Origin of the sequence: Ensifer sp. 1H6 (genome assembly GCF_001976035.1) — a bacterium.
GTDB lineage: Bacteria > Pseudomonadota > Alphaproteobacteria > Rhizobiales > Rhizobiaceae > Ensifer > Ensifer canadensis.
In genome coordinates this window covers 24,850-39,820 of record NZ_MOAI01000046.1, presented here as the reverse complement: position 1 = coordinate 39,820, position 14,971 = coordinate 24,850, and the positions used below count along the sequence as shown (strand labels likewise).

The 14,971-nt window shown below is 62.8% G+C and carries 12 protein-coding genes and 2 pseudogenes; 4 read left to right on the top strand and 10 right to left on the bottom strand.

Annotated elements, in window-relative coordinates:
* From BKP54_RS32265 to BKP54_RS32245, 5 genes are all read right to left on the bottom strand, one after another.
* Positions 1–563 (bottom strand): DUF4167 domain-containing protein (locus BKP54_RS32265; protein ID WP_084815509.1); only part of this gene is annotated, 563 nt, incomplete at its 3' end.
* 332 nt (positions 564–895) lie between these two features.
* On the bottom strand, positions 896–1,765 hold the full coding sequence (gene prmC / locus BKP54_RS32260; RefSeq protein ID WP_025424537.1) for a peptide chain release factor N(5)-glutamine methyltransferase: 870 nt from the start codon (positions 1,763–1,765) through the stop codon (positions 896–898).
* Positions 1,766–1,770: 5 nt separating this feature from the next.
* Positions 1,771–2,853: a peptide chain release factor 1 gene (prfA, locus tag BKP54_RS32255; RefSeq protein ID WP_025424538.1), complete on the bottom strand. Its 1,083-nt coding sequence runs from the start codon at positions 2,851–2,853 to the stop codon at positions 1,771–1,773.
* Positions 2,854–2,924: 71 nt separating this feature from the next.
* Complete coding sequence (gene ptsP / locus BKP54_RS32250; RefSeq protein ID WP_025424539.1) at positions 2,925–5,192, bottom strand: phosphoenolpyruvate--protein phosphotransferase; 2,268 nt, start codon at positions 5,190–5,192, stop codon at positions 2,925–2,927.
* Positions 5,193–5,282: 90 nt separating this feature from the next.
* The gene (locus BKP54_RS32245) at positions 5,283–6,557 is read right to left on the bottom strand and encodes an aspartate kinase (RefSeq protein WP_025424540.1); all 1,275 of its coding nucleotides are present in this window, start codon (positions 6,555–6,557) and stop codon (positions 5,283–5,285) included.
* A 704-nt stretch (positions 6,558–7,261) separates the two neighbouring features.
* On the opposite strand from BKP54_RS32245, the gene BKP54_RS32240 reads away from it, so the two are divergent.
* Both BKP54_RS32240 and BKP54_RS32235 read left to right on the top strand, forming a co-directional pair.
* Positions 7,262–8,794 carry an ABC-F family ATP-binding cassette domain-containing protein gene (locus BKP54_RS32240; RefSeq protein ID WP_025424541.1) on the top strand — a complete coding sequence of 511 codons (1,533 nt, stop codon included), beginning with the start codon at positions 7,262–7,264 and terminating at the stop codon, positions 8,792–8,794.
* A gap of 91 nt (positions 8,795–8,885) precedes the next feature.
* Positions 8,886–9,094: pseudogene (locus tag BKP54_RS32235) on the top strand (molybdopterin-binding protein).
* Positions 9,095–9,098: 4 nt separating this feature from the next.
* On the opposite strand, the gene tsaA reads toward BKP54_RS32235, so the two are convergent.
* The 4 genes and pseudogenes from tsaA to BKP54_RS32215 all read right to left on the bottom strand — a co-directional run bounded on the left by tsaA (position 9,099) and on the right by BKP54_RS32215 (position 12,474).
* Positions 9,099–9,623 (bottom strand): tRNA (N6-threonylcarbamoyladenosine(37)-N6)-methyltransferase TrmO, encoded by a 525-nt coding sequence (tsaA, locus tag BKP54_RS32230; protein ID WP_057221352.1) that lies wholly within the window; start codon positions 9,621–9,623, stop codon positions 9,099–9,101.
* Positions 9,624–9,637: 14 nt separating this feature from the next.
* Positions 9,638–10,415, bottom strand: a pseudogene (locus tag BKP54_RS32225) (ABC transporter ATP-binding protein).
* The gene (locus tag BKP54_RS32220) at positions 10,412–11,440 is read right to left on the bottom strand and encodes an iron ABC transporter permease (RefSeq protein WP_025424544.1); all 1,029 of its coding nucleotides are present in this window, start codon (positions 11,438–11,440) and stop codon (positions 10,412–10,414) included. The pseudogene BKP54_RS32225 and the gene BKP54_RS32220 overlap by 4 nt, the downstream one beginning before the upstream one ends.
* Positions 11,437–12,474 (bottom strand): iron ABC transporter substrate-binding protein, encoded by a 1,038-nt coding sequence (locus tag BKP54_RS32215; RefSeq protein WP_084815507.1) that lies wholly within the window; start codon positions 12,472–12,474, stop codon positions 11,437–11,439. The genes BKP54_RS32220 and BKP54_RS32215 overlap by 4 nt, the downstream gene beginning before the upstream one ends.
* Before the next feature lie 339 nt (positions 12,475–12,813).
* Here BKP54_RS32215 and BKP54_RS32205 point away from each other — a divergent pair, with 339 nt between their 5' ends.
* On the top strand, positions 12,814–13,542 hold the full coding sequence (locus BKP54_RS32205) for a class I SAM-dependent methyltransferase (RefSeq protein WP_025424546.1): 729 nt from the start codon (positions 12,814–12,816) through the stop codon (positions 13,540–13,542).
* A gap of 59 nt (positions 13,543–13,601) precedes the next feature.
* Here BKP54_RS32205 and BKP54_RS32200 read toward each other — a convergent pair whose 3' ends face one another.
* On the bottom strand, positions 13,602–14,105 hold the full coding sequence (locus tag BKP54_RS32200; protein WP_158071745.1) for a methyltransferase: 504 nt from the start codon (positions 14,103–14,105) through the stop codon (positions 13,602–13,604).
* A gap of 217 nt (positions 14,106–14,322) precedes the next feature.
* Here BKP54_RS32200 and BKP54_RS32195 point away from each other — a divergent pair, with 217 nt between their 5' ends.
* Positions 14,323–14,871: a dihydrofolate reductase family protein gene (locus BKP54_RS32195; RefSeq protein ID WP_025424548.1), complete on the top strand. Its 549-nt coding sequence runs from the start codon at positions 14,323–14,325 to the stop codon at positions 14,869–14,871.
* The last annotated feature ends 100 nt before the right edge of the window (positions 14,872–14,971 follow it).

Here is a 14,971-nt window from a genome sequence, read left to right as displayed (position 1 = left end):
CGACGCGAGGCCGCACGGCCGGAAGCCGCTGGCGTTTCTTCTTCCATAGCCACTTCGGCCGGCGTGCCTTCGATGACGGGCTGCGGGCCCGAACCGTCGATCACCGGCTGCTGCTCGATAACGACAGGAGCGGGAGCGGCTACAACGTGGACCGGCGCTTCGTCGGCGTAGCCCTGATCCAGATCGTCCTGATCCTGATCCTGATCCTGGTCGTTGGCGTCCTGCCCGCGGAAATCCTGGCGTTCTTCGCGCTGGAAGCGATCCTGCATCTGCGCCTGTGCGGCTGCAATGATGCGGTTGTAATGCTCGGCATGCTGAAGGTAGTTTTCAGCGATGACACGGTCGCCGGAGCTCTGCGCATCACGAGCAAGTGCCGAGTATTTCTCGGCGATATGCTGCGCGGTACCGCGAATCTTCACGTCCGGACCAGAACTATCATAGGTCCGCGTCAGGGGATTTGATCCCTTGCGGTTATGATTGTTGTTATTTCCACTGTTGTTATTGTTGTTGTTATTGTTGTTATTCCGCCCGCGGCCGCGCTTGTTTTGCTGTCCTGGCCTCATAGTACATTCACCCGAATTCTCTTGATAATGATGATCATGTGGTTTCGTCTTCCGGCCGGATCTGTCCGCGCCCGACAGAGCGTGCGCCGGTGAGCCCGCACATTGGCGGCTTCGGCGCCGACTGGCGTCAAATTAACAGGTACCTGCACAAGGCACTGTTGAACCCTAGCAACTCTTTCTTGAGAGCAATCCCCGTGGCCAGGTCATACCGGAACGAATCTTAGGTCCATGACCATCTGCCCAGTGCGCGGGCAAACTAGCCCGCTTCCTCTGGGATTCCAAGCCCTTTCTTTGCGTCAGCAAGAAAGAAGATGCGCCAGTGCAGCATTTTTTCAACGGTCGAAGCTACGCTCAAAGATCAGAACCCGGTCGTTGCCGCCCAAATCCTTGGCTTCTTCGCGCAAACGGAAGTTCTCGGCACTAAACAATGCCGCAACCGCCTCTTTCTGATCGAAACCGATTTCCAAGCCTATCACGCCGTTTGTCTCAAGATGATGACCGGCCTGAAGGGCGATGGCACGATAGGCATCAAGGCCGTCGTCTCCGCCATCGAGCGCTGCGGCAGGATCGTGCAATCGCACCTCCGGCTCAAGCTCTGCGACGACATTGGACGGTATATAAGGCGGATTTGAGACGATGGCGTCGAAGCGACCCTCCACCTTGTCGAACCAGTTGCTGCGCACAGCCTCGAAACGACCCGAAAGGCCAAGCGCCTCGGCATTTGCGCTCGCCGTCGCCAACGCGTCCTCAGATATATCGGTAGCCGTTCCGCGCGCTTCAAGAACCGTGGCAAGCAACGCCAGGCAGATCGCCCCGGTGCCCGTGCCGAGATCGACGAGCCGGCAGCTGCCCTTCGTTGCAACGGTGCGGCGCAGATACGGGATCATGCGATCGACGAGCGTTTCCGTATCCGGCCTCGGCTCCAGCGTTTCACGCGACAGCTTGAGCGGCAGGCCAAAGAACTCCCGCTCGCCGAGAATGCGGTAGACGGGTTCGCGCGCGCTCCGCCGCTCGACGGCAGCCCTCACCCTGGCAACGTCGGCCTCCGTGACCAGGTCCCTGCCGCGCGTCACGACATCGGTCAACGAAAGCCCGAGCACGCCCGAAACCAGATGACGCGCGTCGAGCGCAGCGTGTTCGATGCCGGCGGCCGTCAGGCGATCCCGGCTTTCCACCACGAGGCGCGCGAGCGTGGCCGTCATCGCCATCAGCCCCGCTGCTCGCCCAGAAGAGCCAACTGGCTCGCCTGGTAATCGGCCAGCAGCGCATCGACCACTTCGTCGATTTCGCCCATCATCATCCGGTCGAGCTTATAGAGCGTCAGGTTGATGCGGTGATCCGTAATGCGCCCCTGCGGAAAATTGTAGGTGCGAATGCGCTCAGAGCGGTCGCCGGAGCCGACCTGGCTCTTGCGATCGGCCGAACGCTCGCTGTCGGCGCGCTGGCGTTCCATGTCATAGAGCCGCGAACGCAGCACCTGCATCGCCTTGGCGCGGTTCTGGTGCTGCGACTTTTCCGAACTTGTGACGACGAGGCCGGTCGGAAGGTGGGTGATGCGCACGGCGGAGTCCGTCGTGTTGACGTGCTGTCCGCCAGCACCTGACGAGCGCATGGTGTCGATGCGGATGTCCTCGGGCCGAACCTCGATGTCGATTTCCTCGGCTTCCGGCAGTACGGCGACGGTTGCCGCCGAGGTGTGGATGCGTCCGCTCGCCTCGGTATCCGGCACGCGCTGAACGCGGTGCACACCCGACTCGAACTTCAGCCGCGCAAACACGCCGCGGCCGGAGACGGTGGCGATGATTTCCTTGAATCCGCCGGCTTCACCCTCGCTCGCCGAAAGCACTTCGACCCGCCAGCCCTTGGCCGCAGCGTAACGCTCGTACATCCGGAAAAGATCGCCGGCAAACAGCGCTGCCTCCGAACCGCCGGTTCCGGCGCGGATTTCGAGGATAGCGCTCTTTTCGTCGGCTGCATCCTTCGGCAAGAGCAGGATCTGGATTTCCTGCTCCAGCTGCTCGATTGCCTCGACGACCTCAGGCTTTTCCATCTCGGCCAGGTCGCGCATGTCCTTGTCAGTCGTCCTGTCGGCCAACATGGCATTGATATCGGCAAGCTCGGCCGTCGCCTTCTCATAGGCGCGGATCTTGGTCACCACCGGCTGCAGTTCGGAATATTCCGACGCCAGCTTCACATAGACGTCGGCCGCTGGCCCCGCCGACATGCGGGCCTCGATCTCGCCGAACCGCCGTTCCAGTTCGCGCATTTTCTCAATGGGAAGCTTTGCCAAGTGTCACTCCAAATGCGCTACGCCTCGCCCGGATCATAGCCCGGACGAGGACAAAAGCGCTTCAAATCTATCTAAACCGGGATGCCGTTTGCCGCGGCGAAGTCGATGAGGATCTGGCGAACAGGCGTCGGGTCGCGGGTGTCGTCGAGCGCCGCGTTCAGTACCTCGCCGAGCTTGTCGGCATCGAGGGCCAGGAGCATCGCCTTGATCGGACCGACCGCCGTCGGCGACATCGACACCGAGCGGTAGCCGAGACCGAGCAGCGCCATGGCGGACAGTGGCTTGCTCGCCATCTCACCGCACAGCGTCACCGGCGTCTGATGTCGCTCGCCGCCGCGCACGATATCGCGCAGGATCCTGAGGAAGGGCCGGCCAAGCACGTCGAAGCGATCGGAAACGCGGGCGTTGCCGCGATCGACTGCCATGGCGAACTGGAACAGATCGTTCGAGCCGACCGAGACGAAGTCCACCTCGCTCATCAGTTCGTCCAGCTGCCACAGCAGCGCCGGCACTTCCAGCATGGCGCCGAACTGCAGCTTGCGCGGCAGCTGTTCGCCGAGCTTCGACTGACGCTCGATTTCCTTTTGCAAAAGCTCGCGCGCTTCCTTCAGCTCCGAGACCTCGGTCACCATCGGCAGCATCAATTTCAGCTCGAGACCGGCAGCCGCACGCAGCATGGCGCGCAGCTGAGTGCGCAGCAGGCCGGGCCGATCCAGCGAAAGGCGGATCGCCCGCCATCCGAGTGCCGGATTTTCCTCTTCCGCCGCGCGGAAATAGGGAACCACCTTGTCGCCGCCAATATCGAGCGTGCGGAAAGTCACCGGCTTGCCGCCGGTCTGCTTCAGAACGCTGCGGTAGAAGGCTTCCTGCTCTTCCGCCTTCGGCATCGTCGAGGCGATCATGAACTGCAGTTCGGTGCGGAAAAGGCCGATGCCCTCGGCACCCGCTTCGTTCAGATGCGGCAGGTCGACCAAAAGGCCAGCGTTCATCTGCAAGGTGATGCGCTTGCCGTCCTTGGTCAGCGGTTCGACATCCTTGAGCGCGCGGAACTGAGCCTGCCGGCGGGCGCGGAACCGTACCTTTTCCTCGTAGGCGCGCTGCAGGTCGGCCAACGGCCGCAGATGCACCTTGGCATCGTCGCCATCGATGATGACGGCATCGCGGTTTTCCGCAAGCGCGACAGCACCCGCCGCCTGTCCGACGACCGGAATGCCCATGGCGCGGGCGACGATGACCACGTGGCTGGTGACGGCCCCTTCCTCAAGGACCAGGCCGCGGACGTTTTCGCGCGGATAGTCGAGAAGTTCGGCGGCACCCATGGCCCGGGCAACGATCACCGCATCGGTCGGGAAGTCGCTCGCCGAAAGCTTGGCGCCATAGCCCGAAAGCTGGCGCAGCAGCCGGTTGGCGAGATCGTCGAAATCATGCATGCGCTCGCGCAAATAGGGATCGGTCAGCCGGATCATCCGCGCCTTGGTCTCGCTCTGCACCCGTTCGACGGCAGCTTCCGCCGTCAGGCCGTTGCGGATCGCCTCTTCCAGCTTCCGCACCCAGCCGCGGTCATGGGCAAACATGCGATAGGTCTCAAGCACCGCTCGGTGCTCGCCCTCCATCGACACTTCGCGACGCGATAGCATGTCGTCGATCGAGATACGCAATGACCCCAGAGCCTCGGCAAGCCGCTGCAATTCCTGGTCAGTATCCTCGTTCAGAAGATTGGTGACGACGATCCTCGGCTCGTGCAGCACGACATAACCGAGGCCGATGCCTTCGCCATAGCTGTTGCCGTCGATCGAGACCGGCCGGGACAGATCGAGTTCGAGGCCGGGCTTGGTGATTTTCTTCAACTCGCCGGTCGCCACCATCTCGGCGAGAACCATGGCGGTGGTTTCCAGCGCCTCGACCTCGTCTTCGCGGTAGTTGCGCATCGCCTTGTTCTGCACGACGAGAACGCCGAGCGCCCGACCCGTGCGCAGGATCGGCACGCCGAGGAACGAGTGATAGATCTCTTCGCCGGTTTCCGGCAGGTAGGTAAAGGCCGGATGCGCCTGGGCGTCGGACAGGTTGAGCGGACGTGCGGACGCGGCAATCGTGCCGACGAGGCCCTGCCCCATCTTCAACTGCGCCAGGTGGACGGCGGTCTTGTTCAGACCTTCGGTCGCGTAGAGTTCGAGCACGCCGTCGGAACGCAGCACATAGACCGAACACACTTCCGCGACCATGTTCTGTGCGATCTGGCGCACGATCCGGTCAAGGCGCTCCTGTGGCTCGAGCGGTTCCGCCATCAGTTCGCGCAACCGCTTGAGGAGAACGCGCGGACCTGCGGAAAGGTCTCTCATCGCGTGGGGTCCCCCGAAAAAGAGTAGACGACGGCGGCGGACGAATTCGCAGCCGAAACGGCCGCGAATCCCAAATCAGTCACCTGTGGGTTAACTCTTATCGAGACCGTAGGCGGAATGCAAAGTGCGAACTGCCAATTCGGCATAGGGTCCGTCGATCAGGATCGAGATCTTGATTTCGGAGGTGGTGATCGCCTTGATGTTGATGCCCTTGTCGGCGAGCGCACGGAATGCCGATGCGGCAACGCCGGCGTGGCTGCGCATGCCGATGCCGATGACAGAGACCTTGACCAGGCCAGCTTCCGACTGGATCACGTCGTAGCCGATCTTTTCCTTGTTGTCGCCGAGCACCCTCAGCGCCTTGTCGACATCGCCGGACGGAACGGTGAAGGTCATGTCGGTCTTCGAACCATCTTCCGAGATGTTCTGGACGATCATGTCGACATTGATATGGGCTTCGGCCAATGGCCCGAAGATCGCGGCGGAAACGCCCGGCCGGTCGGCAAGACGGCGCAGCGAAATCTGGGCTTCATCCTTGGCATAGGCAATGCCGGTTACGACTTCCTGTTCCACGATTTCTTCCTCATCACAAATCAGCGTGCCGGGCGGATTGAGAAGGTCACCCATGCCCGGCGCATCGGGATCCTCGAAAGACGAGCGCACGAAGGTACGGACCTTGTGCACCATGGCGAGCTCGACGGAGCGCACCTGCAGCACCTTGGCGCCGAGCGATGCCATTTCCAGCATTTCCTCGAACGCGATCTTTTTCAGACGCCGCGCCTTCGGCTCGATGCGCGGGTCGGTGGTGTAGACGCCATCGACGTCGGTATAGATATCGCAACGGTCGGCCTTGACGGCGGCGGCAATCGCAACGGCCGACGTGTCGGAGCCGCCGCGACCGAGTGTCGCCAGGCGGTTGTCCGGGCCAAGGCCCTGGAAACCGGCGACCACGGCCACCTGCCCCTCACCCATGCGGCGGATGATGTCGGCGCCCTCGATGTCGAGGATGCGGGCGGCGCCATGGGCGTTGTCGGTGCGGATCGGGATCTGCCAGCCCTGCCAGGAGCGCGCATTGATGCCCATCGACTGCAGCGCGATCGCCAACAGGCCCGAGGTCACCTGCTCGCCGGACGCTACGATGGCGTCATATTCGCGCGCGTCGTAGAACGGCGCATTGCTGCCGGCGACCTTGGGCATGTTCTGTACCCAGCCGACCAGTTCGTTGGTCTTGCCGGACATGGCGGAAACGACGACCGCGACCTCGTGGCCGGCGTCGACTTCACGTTTCACATGGCGGGCAACGTTGTGAATGCGGTCCAAATCAGCGACGGAAGTTCCGCCGAATTTCATCACGATGCGTGCCATTTCGCCTCTACCGGTACCGATGTTTGCGCGCGAGCGCGCGTGACAGGAAAGCGCTCCCGTCGGCGCCCGACGATCAAAAAGCTTGGGAGACTTCTCGGACATCGGCCAATCACCGCTTCGGGGAGCGGAAAGTCGCGGCGTCTCTTAGCGGATCGGGGGGCGAGGCGCAATGGCAAGAAGGTAGGAATAAGGCCTCCGTTCCAGCGAGCTGACCGCACGCCTGGCAACAATATTGCTGAACGACGTCGCCTGGCGCAACGAAGGCCCCACCAAAAGCGTTGCAGCTTTGCATCTAGGGCGGACAGCCGTGTTGGATCGCACTCCGCCGCCGTCACCCCGTTGAAAACTGCTCGCGTCGATGGTAAACACTCCGCGCAACTCGATTGTGAAAGGAGGGCTGCGTTGTGATGACTTTTTTCCGGCACCACCGCCAGCGTGGCCCCGTCAACGCCCTGCAGATGCGTTTGCAGGGCTGACCGGTACAATCGCTTCGCGTCCTCGCGAATCTTACTCCTGGTCTGCCCCAGTGTGGTGCGGCTGAAAACCGTTTCGGTTTGAACGCCCGCGCCGTTTTCCATACCGAGCCGAAGCGGCCCGAACACTGCACGATCGTGCATCGGGTCCGACACTCCGCCCAACCCGGCAGATGTATTGCCGCCCGCGGATGTTTGCCGTCGCTCGCGCAGTCCAGAGAACGAACGAACATGGCCTTGATCAATATCCGCAACCTCGCCGTCACCCTCAGCACGTCGCTGTTTTCCAATCTCAACCTTTCGATCGCGGCCGGCGATCGCCTCGGCATCGTCGCCGCCAACGGGCGCGGCAAGTCCACTCTGCTCCGATCGATCGGCGGCAGCTTCGAGCCGACGGCTGGCGAGATCACCCGCTCACGCGGCCTGACCATCGGCCATGTCGAGCAGAACGTGCCGGCGCAGCTGCTGCCGTTGTCGTTCCATGCGGCGGTTCTTTCGGCATTGTCGAGCGAGCAGGCGGACAGCGAAAGCTGGCGCGTCGATATCGTGCTCGATTCGCTCGAGGTGCCCGAAGCCCTTCGTGAGCGCGCCGTCGCGGACTTGAGCGGCGGCTGGCAGCGGCTGGCCCTCCTTGCCCGCGTCTGGGTCACGGATCCCGACGCGCTGCTCCTCGACGAGCCGACCAACCATCTCGACCTTGCCAAGATCGCCCGGCTCGAATCCTGGTTGAACGCGCTTCCGCGCGACGTGCCGGTGCTGATCGCCAGCCACGACCGCGCCTTTCTCGACGCTACCACCAACCGCACGCTGTTTCTGCGTCCAGACCAATCGCCCGTCTTTACACTCCCCTATTCGCAGGCGCGTGCGGCCGTCGATGAATTCGACGCCTCGGAAGAGCGGCGCTACCAGCGCGACATGAAGGTGGCGCAGCAATTGCGTCGCCAGGCGGCCAAGCTCAACAACATCGGCATCAACTCCGGTAGCGACCTGCTGACGATAAAGACCAAACAGCTGCGTCAGCGCGCCGACCGGCTGGAGGATGCGGCCAAGCCCGCCCACCAGGAGCGTTCGGCCGGTGTAATCCGGCTCGCCAATCGCGGCACCCACGCAAAAATCCTGGTGACGCTCGATGATATCCAGGTGGAAACGCCCGATGGCACTCCGCTGTTTCGCACGGGAAAACGCTGGATCTGCCAGGGCGACCGTATTGTCCTGCTCGGCGAAAACGGCGCCGGCAAGACAAGGCTGGTCAACCTCATCCGCACTGCGATCGAGGAGCCGGAGCGCGGACCCGAAACGCTGAAAGCCACGCCTTCCCTGGTGCTCGGCTACAGCGATCAGGCGCTCGCGGGTCTTTCGGACAAGGAAACGCCGCTTGTCGCCCTCTCCCGCCGGTTCTCGCTCGGCGATCAGAAGGTGCGTTCGCTGCTGGCGGGCGCCGGTGTCGGCATCGACATGCAGGACAAACCGGTCGGCCGGCTCTCCGGCGGCCAGAAGGCGCGTCTGGCGATGCTGCTGCTCCGCCTGCGCGAGCCCAACTTCTACCTGCTCGACGAGCCGACGAACCATCTCGATATCGAGGGCCAGGAAGCGCTGGAAGACGAGTTGATGAAAAACGAGGTCAGCTGCCTGCTGGTGTCCCACGACCGCAGCTTCGTGCGCAACATCGGCAATCGTTTCTGGTTGATCGAGAAGCGGCGGCTCGTCGAAGTGGAAGATCCCGAGGCGTTCTTCGCCGCGGCCGCACAAGGCGATGTGGCCTGATCGACAGGCGACGCGCGACTGCTGTGGCGCGTCGCCGTTTGACGGGCGTGCTTACCCCCTTAATCTCCGTGTCGAACCGGAGGAGCCACCCATGAAAATCAGCGCACGCAACCGCTTCAAGGGCAAGATCGTCGATGTCGTCAAAGGGGCGACGACCGCGCATGTGCGCATCGATCTCGGCGGCGGAGCCATCTGACGGCATCGATCACCAACGAAGCCGTCGACGAACTCGGCCTCAAGGTCGGCGGCGACGCCTACGGGGTCATCAAGGCTTCCGACGTGATGGTTGCGATCGACTGAGCAATCACGCCTTCTTGCAGTAATGGGCCGTGCCGGCATCGCCGGTTTCAAAATCACCAGGCTGCGGCGGTGCAATCGGCTTGAACAGCGTGCGATCGGGCTTCAGGTCGATGAGCGGCGTGCCGTCGAGGCAATCGAGGCCGCGCACCAGAAGCACATTGTCTTCGACCGCCTCGAGCGCCACGATCGATGTGCCGATCGGGTTCGGCCGCACTGGCGAGCGCAAGGCGAAGGTGCCATGCGTCTCGCCATTGTTGGCGGGGCTCTGCAACACGAGGTCGCGGCGCGATCGATCGAGCCAATAGAGGATCTCCAGTCGCTCGAACCGCTCGATGCCCTTCAGCGCCTCGACCCAGGGCGAAAAGATCTCGATCCGGCAGATCGGCCCGTCATGGCGCCCCTGTCGCGGGCAGCCGAGCCTTGACGCCCAGGGCGTCGAAATGCGCCCGATGAAGGTCAGCCCTGCATCGGTTGCCTCCGACGGCGTGATCGAGACTTCGTTTTCCCGGATTTCGTTTTCGCGAACCATCTCGTATTCCTTCCTCAGGCGTTGTTTCGTGGTGCGCAGAGGCGGGCGTCGCTGCCCGCAAGCGTGCCGATCACCACATCGATGTCGTAGAGCTGCTTGAGCGCGGTCACGGTCAGCACCGCATCGGGTGTTCCAAGCGCGACGATCCGCGATTGGAACACCAACGCCACGCGGTCAGCCACCCGAAACGCGTGGTCGGGATTGTGGGTAGACAGAACGATCGAAACGCCTTCGCCGGCAAGCTCCCGCACCCGATCGAGCACCCGCATCTGATGACCGTAGTCGAGGCTTGCCGTCGGTTCGTCCATCACCAGGATCGAAGGCTCCTGCGCGAGCGCGCGCGCGATCAGGGCGATCTGGCGCTCACCGCCGCTGATCTCGGTATAGGCACGGTTCGCCAGATGGTCGATGCCGAGCCGCTCCAGCGTGGCGGCGGCCACCTCGCGGTCATGGCGGCCGGGCGTTGCAAACAGGCCCACATGCGGCGCACGGCCCATCAGCACCAGTTCCTCGACCGTGAATGGGAAGAGCGCGGCATGCGCCTGCGGCACATAAGCGATGCGCGAGGCACGGTCGCGGCCGGACCAGGAGCCGATCGGCTGGCCATCCAGCCGGATCGTGCCTGCCCTCAGCGGAACGAGCCCGAGCAACGTCTTGAACAGCGTCGTCTTGCCGGCGCCATTCGGCCCGAACAGCACGAGTACCTCGTTTTCATCAAGCGTGAAGCTGATGTCCTGGCCGACAAGGCGGCTGCCGTAGCCAAAGGGCGATCTGGTCTACCTCGAGCCTCATTGCCAGCCCTTTCGCCCTGATGCGAGCAGCCAGAGAAAGAACGGCGCGCCGACGGTCGCCGTCAGGATGCCGAGCGGTACCTCGATCATCGCAATGCTGCGCGCCAGCATATCGGCGACGAGCAGATAGGCGGCGCCGAGCGCCATCGACACCGGCAGCAACCGGACGAAATCCGGTCCGACGAGGAGGCGCGCCACATGCGGGATGACAAGCCCAATCCAGCCGATGATGCCGGTGACCGAGACGGAAGCCGAGGTGATCAGCGTTGCCGCCAGCACCAGCACGACGCGCAGCCGGCCGGTGTCGATGCCGAGCGCACGCGCTTCTTCCTCGCCAAGCGTCATGACGTTCATGCGCCAGCGCAGGAGAAAGAGCGGGATGATGCCGACGACAAGCGCGGGAAGAATGGAGACGACGTCGCCTGATGTCACCGAGGCTAGGCTGCCGAGCAGCCAATAGGTGATCGCCGGCAACTGATCATAGGGATCGGCAAGGATCTTGATCAGCGAGATGCCGGCACCCACGTGCGCACCGACCGCGATGCCTGCCAGAACGAGAACGAGCACCGGATCCCGGTTGCGGATCACTGTTGCAACCGCATAGACAGACAGCACGGCGATCAGCCCGCCGACAAAACTCATCAGCTGGATGACGCCGACCGGCAACGACAGGAAGATGCCGACAACGGCGCCGAAGCTGGCGCCGGCGGAAACCCCGAGAATATCGGGCGAAACCAGCGGGTTGCGGAACAGGCCTTGGTAGGTGGCGCCGGCTGCCGCAAGCGCCGCGCCGACGGCAAGACCGGCCAGCACACGCGGCAAGCGGATGTTCCAGAAGACCGTGGCCACCGTCTCATCACTGGGGGTACCGCCGACCATTGCCCAGATTTGACCGATCAGATCGGACAGGCCCGCGTCGAATTTGCCGACAGTCATCGACAGGGCGGAAAGCGACAGGAGGCCTGCGATCGCAACCAGCGACCGTGCACCGACCCACCCTCGCCTCAGAACGATCTGCTTTGTCATTGCGTTTCCGGCAGGGCACCTTTGACAAGCCTCGTGAGCTGCGCGTCATCAAGATCCACTTGGTAGAAGAGTTTGTAGAATTCCCGCGTCTCGGCTTTCAGGTCACCCTCGTAGAAGCCGCCATAAAGCAGTGCCTCAAGCCAGCGGACCCCGATCAGGCGGTTGATGCCGGGCGGCGAATCGAACCAGCCGAATGGCATCGACGGCGCGATGAACACCTGTCCCTTCTCGACCGCCTGCACCCTGCTCCACGCCGGATCTGTCGCGACCGCTGAGGCGAACTTCGGGCTCGCGGCGATGATCATCTCCGGGTTCCAGGCGAGCAGCTGCTCCGGCGAAACCTGAGTGAGACTGCTCTTGCCGGCAACGGCCGCGACATTGACTGCACCTGCGGCTTCGAGGATCTCAAGATTGATCGAGCCTGCCAGGCCCGTCTCCAGACCATCGGGGCCACGTCCGTAATAGACCCTGGGCCGCTCGTCGGCCGATACTGCCGCTATCGTCTCGCCGAGTTCCTTCAGCGTTTCGTCGGCATAGTCGGCAAGTTTGCCGGCACGCTCTTCGGCTCCGAGCATCGCGCCGAGGCTGCGCAAGGTCTCGGCACTTTTGCCGAACGAACCGTCGATCAGCACATAGGGAATGCCGGTCTGGCTCTGCACCTTGTCGGCAAGCGAGGCATAGGTCGCGTCCACCGTGCCGACATCGATGATGACGTCAGGCTTGGCCGCAAGCACCGCCTCGATATTCGCCGTCCCGCCCTTGCCGGTCAGGCGGCCATAGGTCGGTAAACCGCGTACGGCCTCCATTAGGTAGGGCTTTTCGTCTTCCTTCGGCTCGCGCACCCAGCCGGCCAGCTTCTCCGGCGCGATGGCATAGACCAGCACCGAGGCCGGCGGACCGGCCGCCAGCACCTTGCCAATATGGTCGGGAAGCTCGACCGTGCGACCGGCCGCATCCGTGAAGGGTTTCGCCTGAACCGCAAGCGGCATCAGGGTAAGAAGGGCGCCGAAGGCACCGGCGATAGATCTGATCATGGTGAAGCCTCGGGATGGAGGTGCGGACGATGGTTCGGCGCGACTATGGCACAGCGTTATATCCGTTGGAATATCTCGATTGATAACCCGTCTCCAGCGCTAAGGTCTTTGCATTGCTTGAGAACCTTGACTAGGCGGCCCGATCGGGCGATATCGGACCCATGTGCGAACATGACGTCCATATCGTTGCGCGTTCGGCCGGCATCCCAATAGGCGGGATGCAGGGTGATAAAGCACGCTAACGAAAGAGCGTTCGCGCACCTGCAGCCTCGCCGGAAACGGACGGGGTTCTTCTTTTGACGGGTGCGCCGTCCATCGGCATTTTTGATGGAGAATGAAATGGCACAGAACATCTACGACAAACCGGAATTTTTCGAAGGCTACAGCCAGCTCGGACGATCGGTCCATGGCCTCGACGGCGCCGCCGAATGGCCGGCAATCCGCGCCGCCTTGCCGGATTTGCAGGGCAAGCGCGTGGTCGATCTCGGCTGCGGCTTCGGCTGGTTCTCGCGTTTCGCGCGCGAGCAGGGTGCGGCCCGCGTGCTCGGGCTCGACCTGTCGGAAAACATGATCGCCCGCGCCCGGCGCGACACGCCCGATCCGGCGATCGAATACGGCATCGCCGATCTCGATCATCTTGCGCTCGAAACCGGCACCTTTGACGTCGCCTACAGCTCGCTCGCGTTTCACTATGTCGAGAATTTCGACCGCCTGGTCCAGGCAATCTACGATGCGCTGGTGCCGGGCGCGCACCTGGTGTTCACCATCGAGCACCCGATCTACATGGCCTCGCTGAACCCTGGCTGGCAGGTCGGGGAAAACGGGCAGAAGCGCTGGCCGGTCGATCACTATTCCATCGAGGGCCAGCGCACGACGGATTGGCTGGCCAAGGGCGTGGTCAAGTACCACCGCACGATCGGCACCACGCTCAACGCCTTGATGCGCGGCGGTTTCGCCATCCGTCACGTCGAGGAGTGGCGCCCGACGCCGGCGCAGATCGACGCCAATCCGGATCTCGCCGAAGAGATGGAACGGCCGATGATTTTGATCGTCGACGCCCAGCGGTAGGGCAGACAGAAGCCCGGGCCGGAACCGCACCCGGGCTTTGCCCATGCCGTCCAGTACTTTCATCCGAGGCGACCGTTTTCGGATTGACCCGGTCGTGCGATCACGCAAACGACGTCGCTGCGGTCGACCCGATGGGTCCTGACGTTTGCCACGCTCCATCGGCTATCGGCAAGGCGGGCTTCGATCCGGCTGGAAATGTCTTCGGCACTGCCCGACGGCTCGTCGTCAAAGATCAGCAACCGCCCGTCCGGCTTGAGAACCTGCGCAAGTACCGCCAGTTCGCGCGATGGATCGCCCCTTGCAAAGACACAGACACGGATGGCGAAAGCAGCATCGAAACGCGCGTCGCCAAAATCCGCTCGCGCCAGCTCAATAGCCTCAAAGTCTGCCCTGCCGGCCGCGACATAGCTGGCGTTTCGTTGTTTCGCCGCCGCGATCATCTTCGCAGAGCGATCGATCGCAACGATCCGCCCATCGGCCAGTTTCTCGCAAACGCCCGTAACTGCGACACCGTGACCGCAGCCGATCTCAAGCAGCCAGTCCGATGGTTGCGGTGCGATCATTTCTACTGCCCAACCGATTCTGCCTTCCGCGTGCATGTCCCCTCCTCACGCAAGCCCGCCGTCGAGTGCGGGACGATACCATGATCGGCTTGATGGTCGTCCGGGACTATCCGATATCAAAATAAAACCACTTGCAATATAAAATCAGTTTTGCGATGATCCGCTCATCAACGAACCGTGCCGCAAATAGCGGCAAGGGAGAATGGGAGGAACGACTATGCGCAAGGTCATCATGTGGGACATGGTCAGTGTCGACGGCTTCTTCGAAGCACCAGGCCATGACATCAGCTGGTTCGTCTTCGAGGACGAACTCGCAGCCTATATCGGCGAGACCCAGCTTGAGGCCGATACGCTGCTCTTCGGCCGGGTGACCTATGAGATGATGGCGTCTTACTGGCCCGAAGCCGAAGGCGATATCGCCACCTTCATGAACGGCGTCGAGAAATACGTCTTCTCCCGCTCCCTCAAAAGCACCGACTGGCACAACACCACGCTCGTTACCGGCGACGCGGTCGCCGAAGTCGAACACCTGAAGGCGCTTGGGGGTGGTACCATCTTCATTTTCGGCAGCGCCGATTTTGCCGCAGGCCTGGTGGAAAAGGGCCTTGTCGACGAATACCGGCTTGGCATCAATCCGGTACTGCTCGGCGGCGGCGTGCCTCTGTTCAAATCGTTGCCGACGCGCACCACCCTCAAGCTCACCCACACGCGACCGCTCAAGTCCGGCGTCGTCATCCTGCATTACCAGCCGCAGCCGGATGTCTGATCGGGGCGCTCGCCCCGCGGCCGCTCCCGATGCGCTGTTGCGGCCAGGGTCCGCCTCTTGACATCCCTGCCCGATCGTCCGACTTCATCAGGCAGAATGA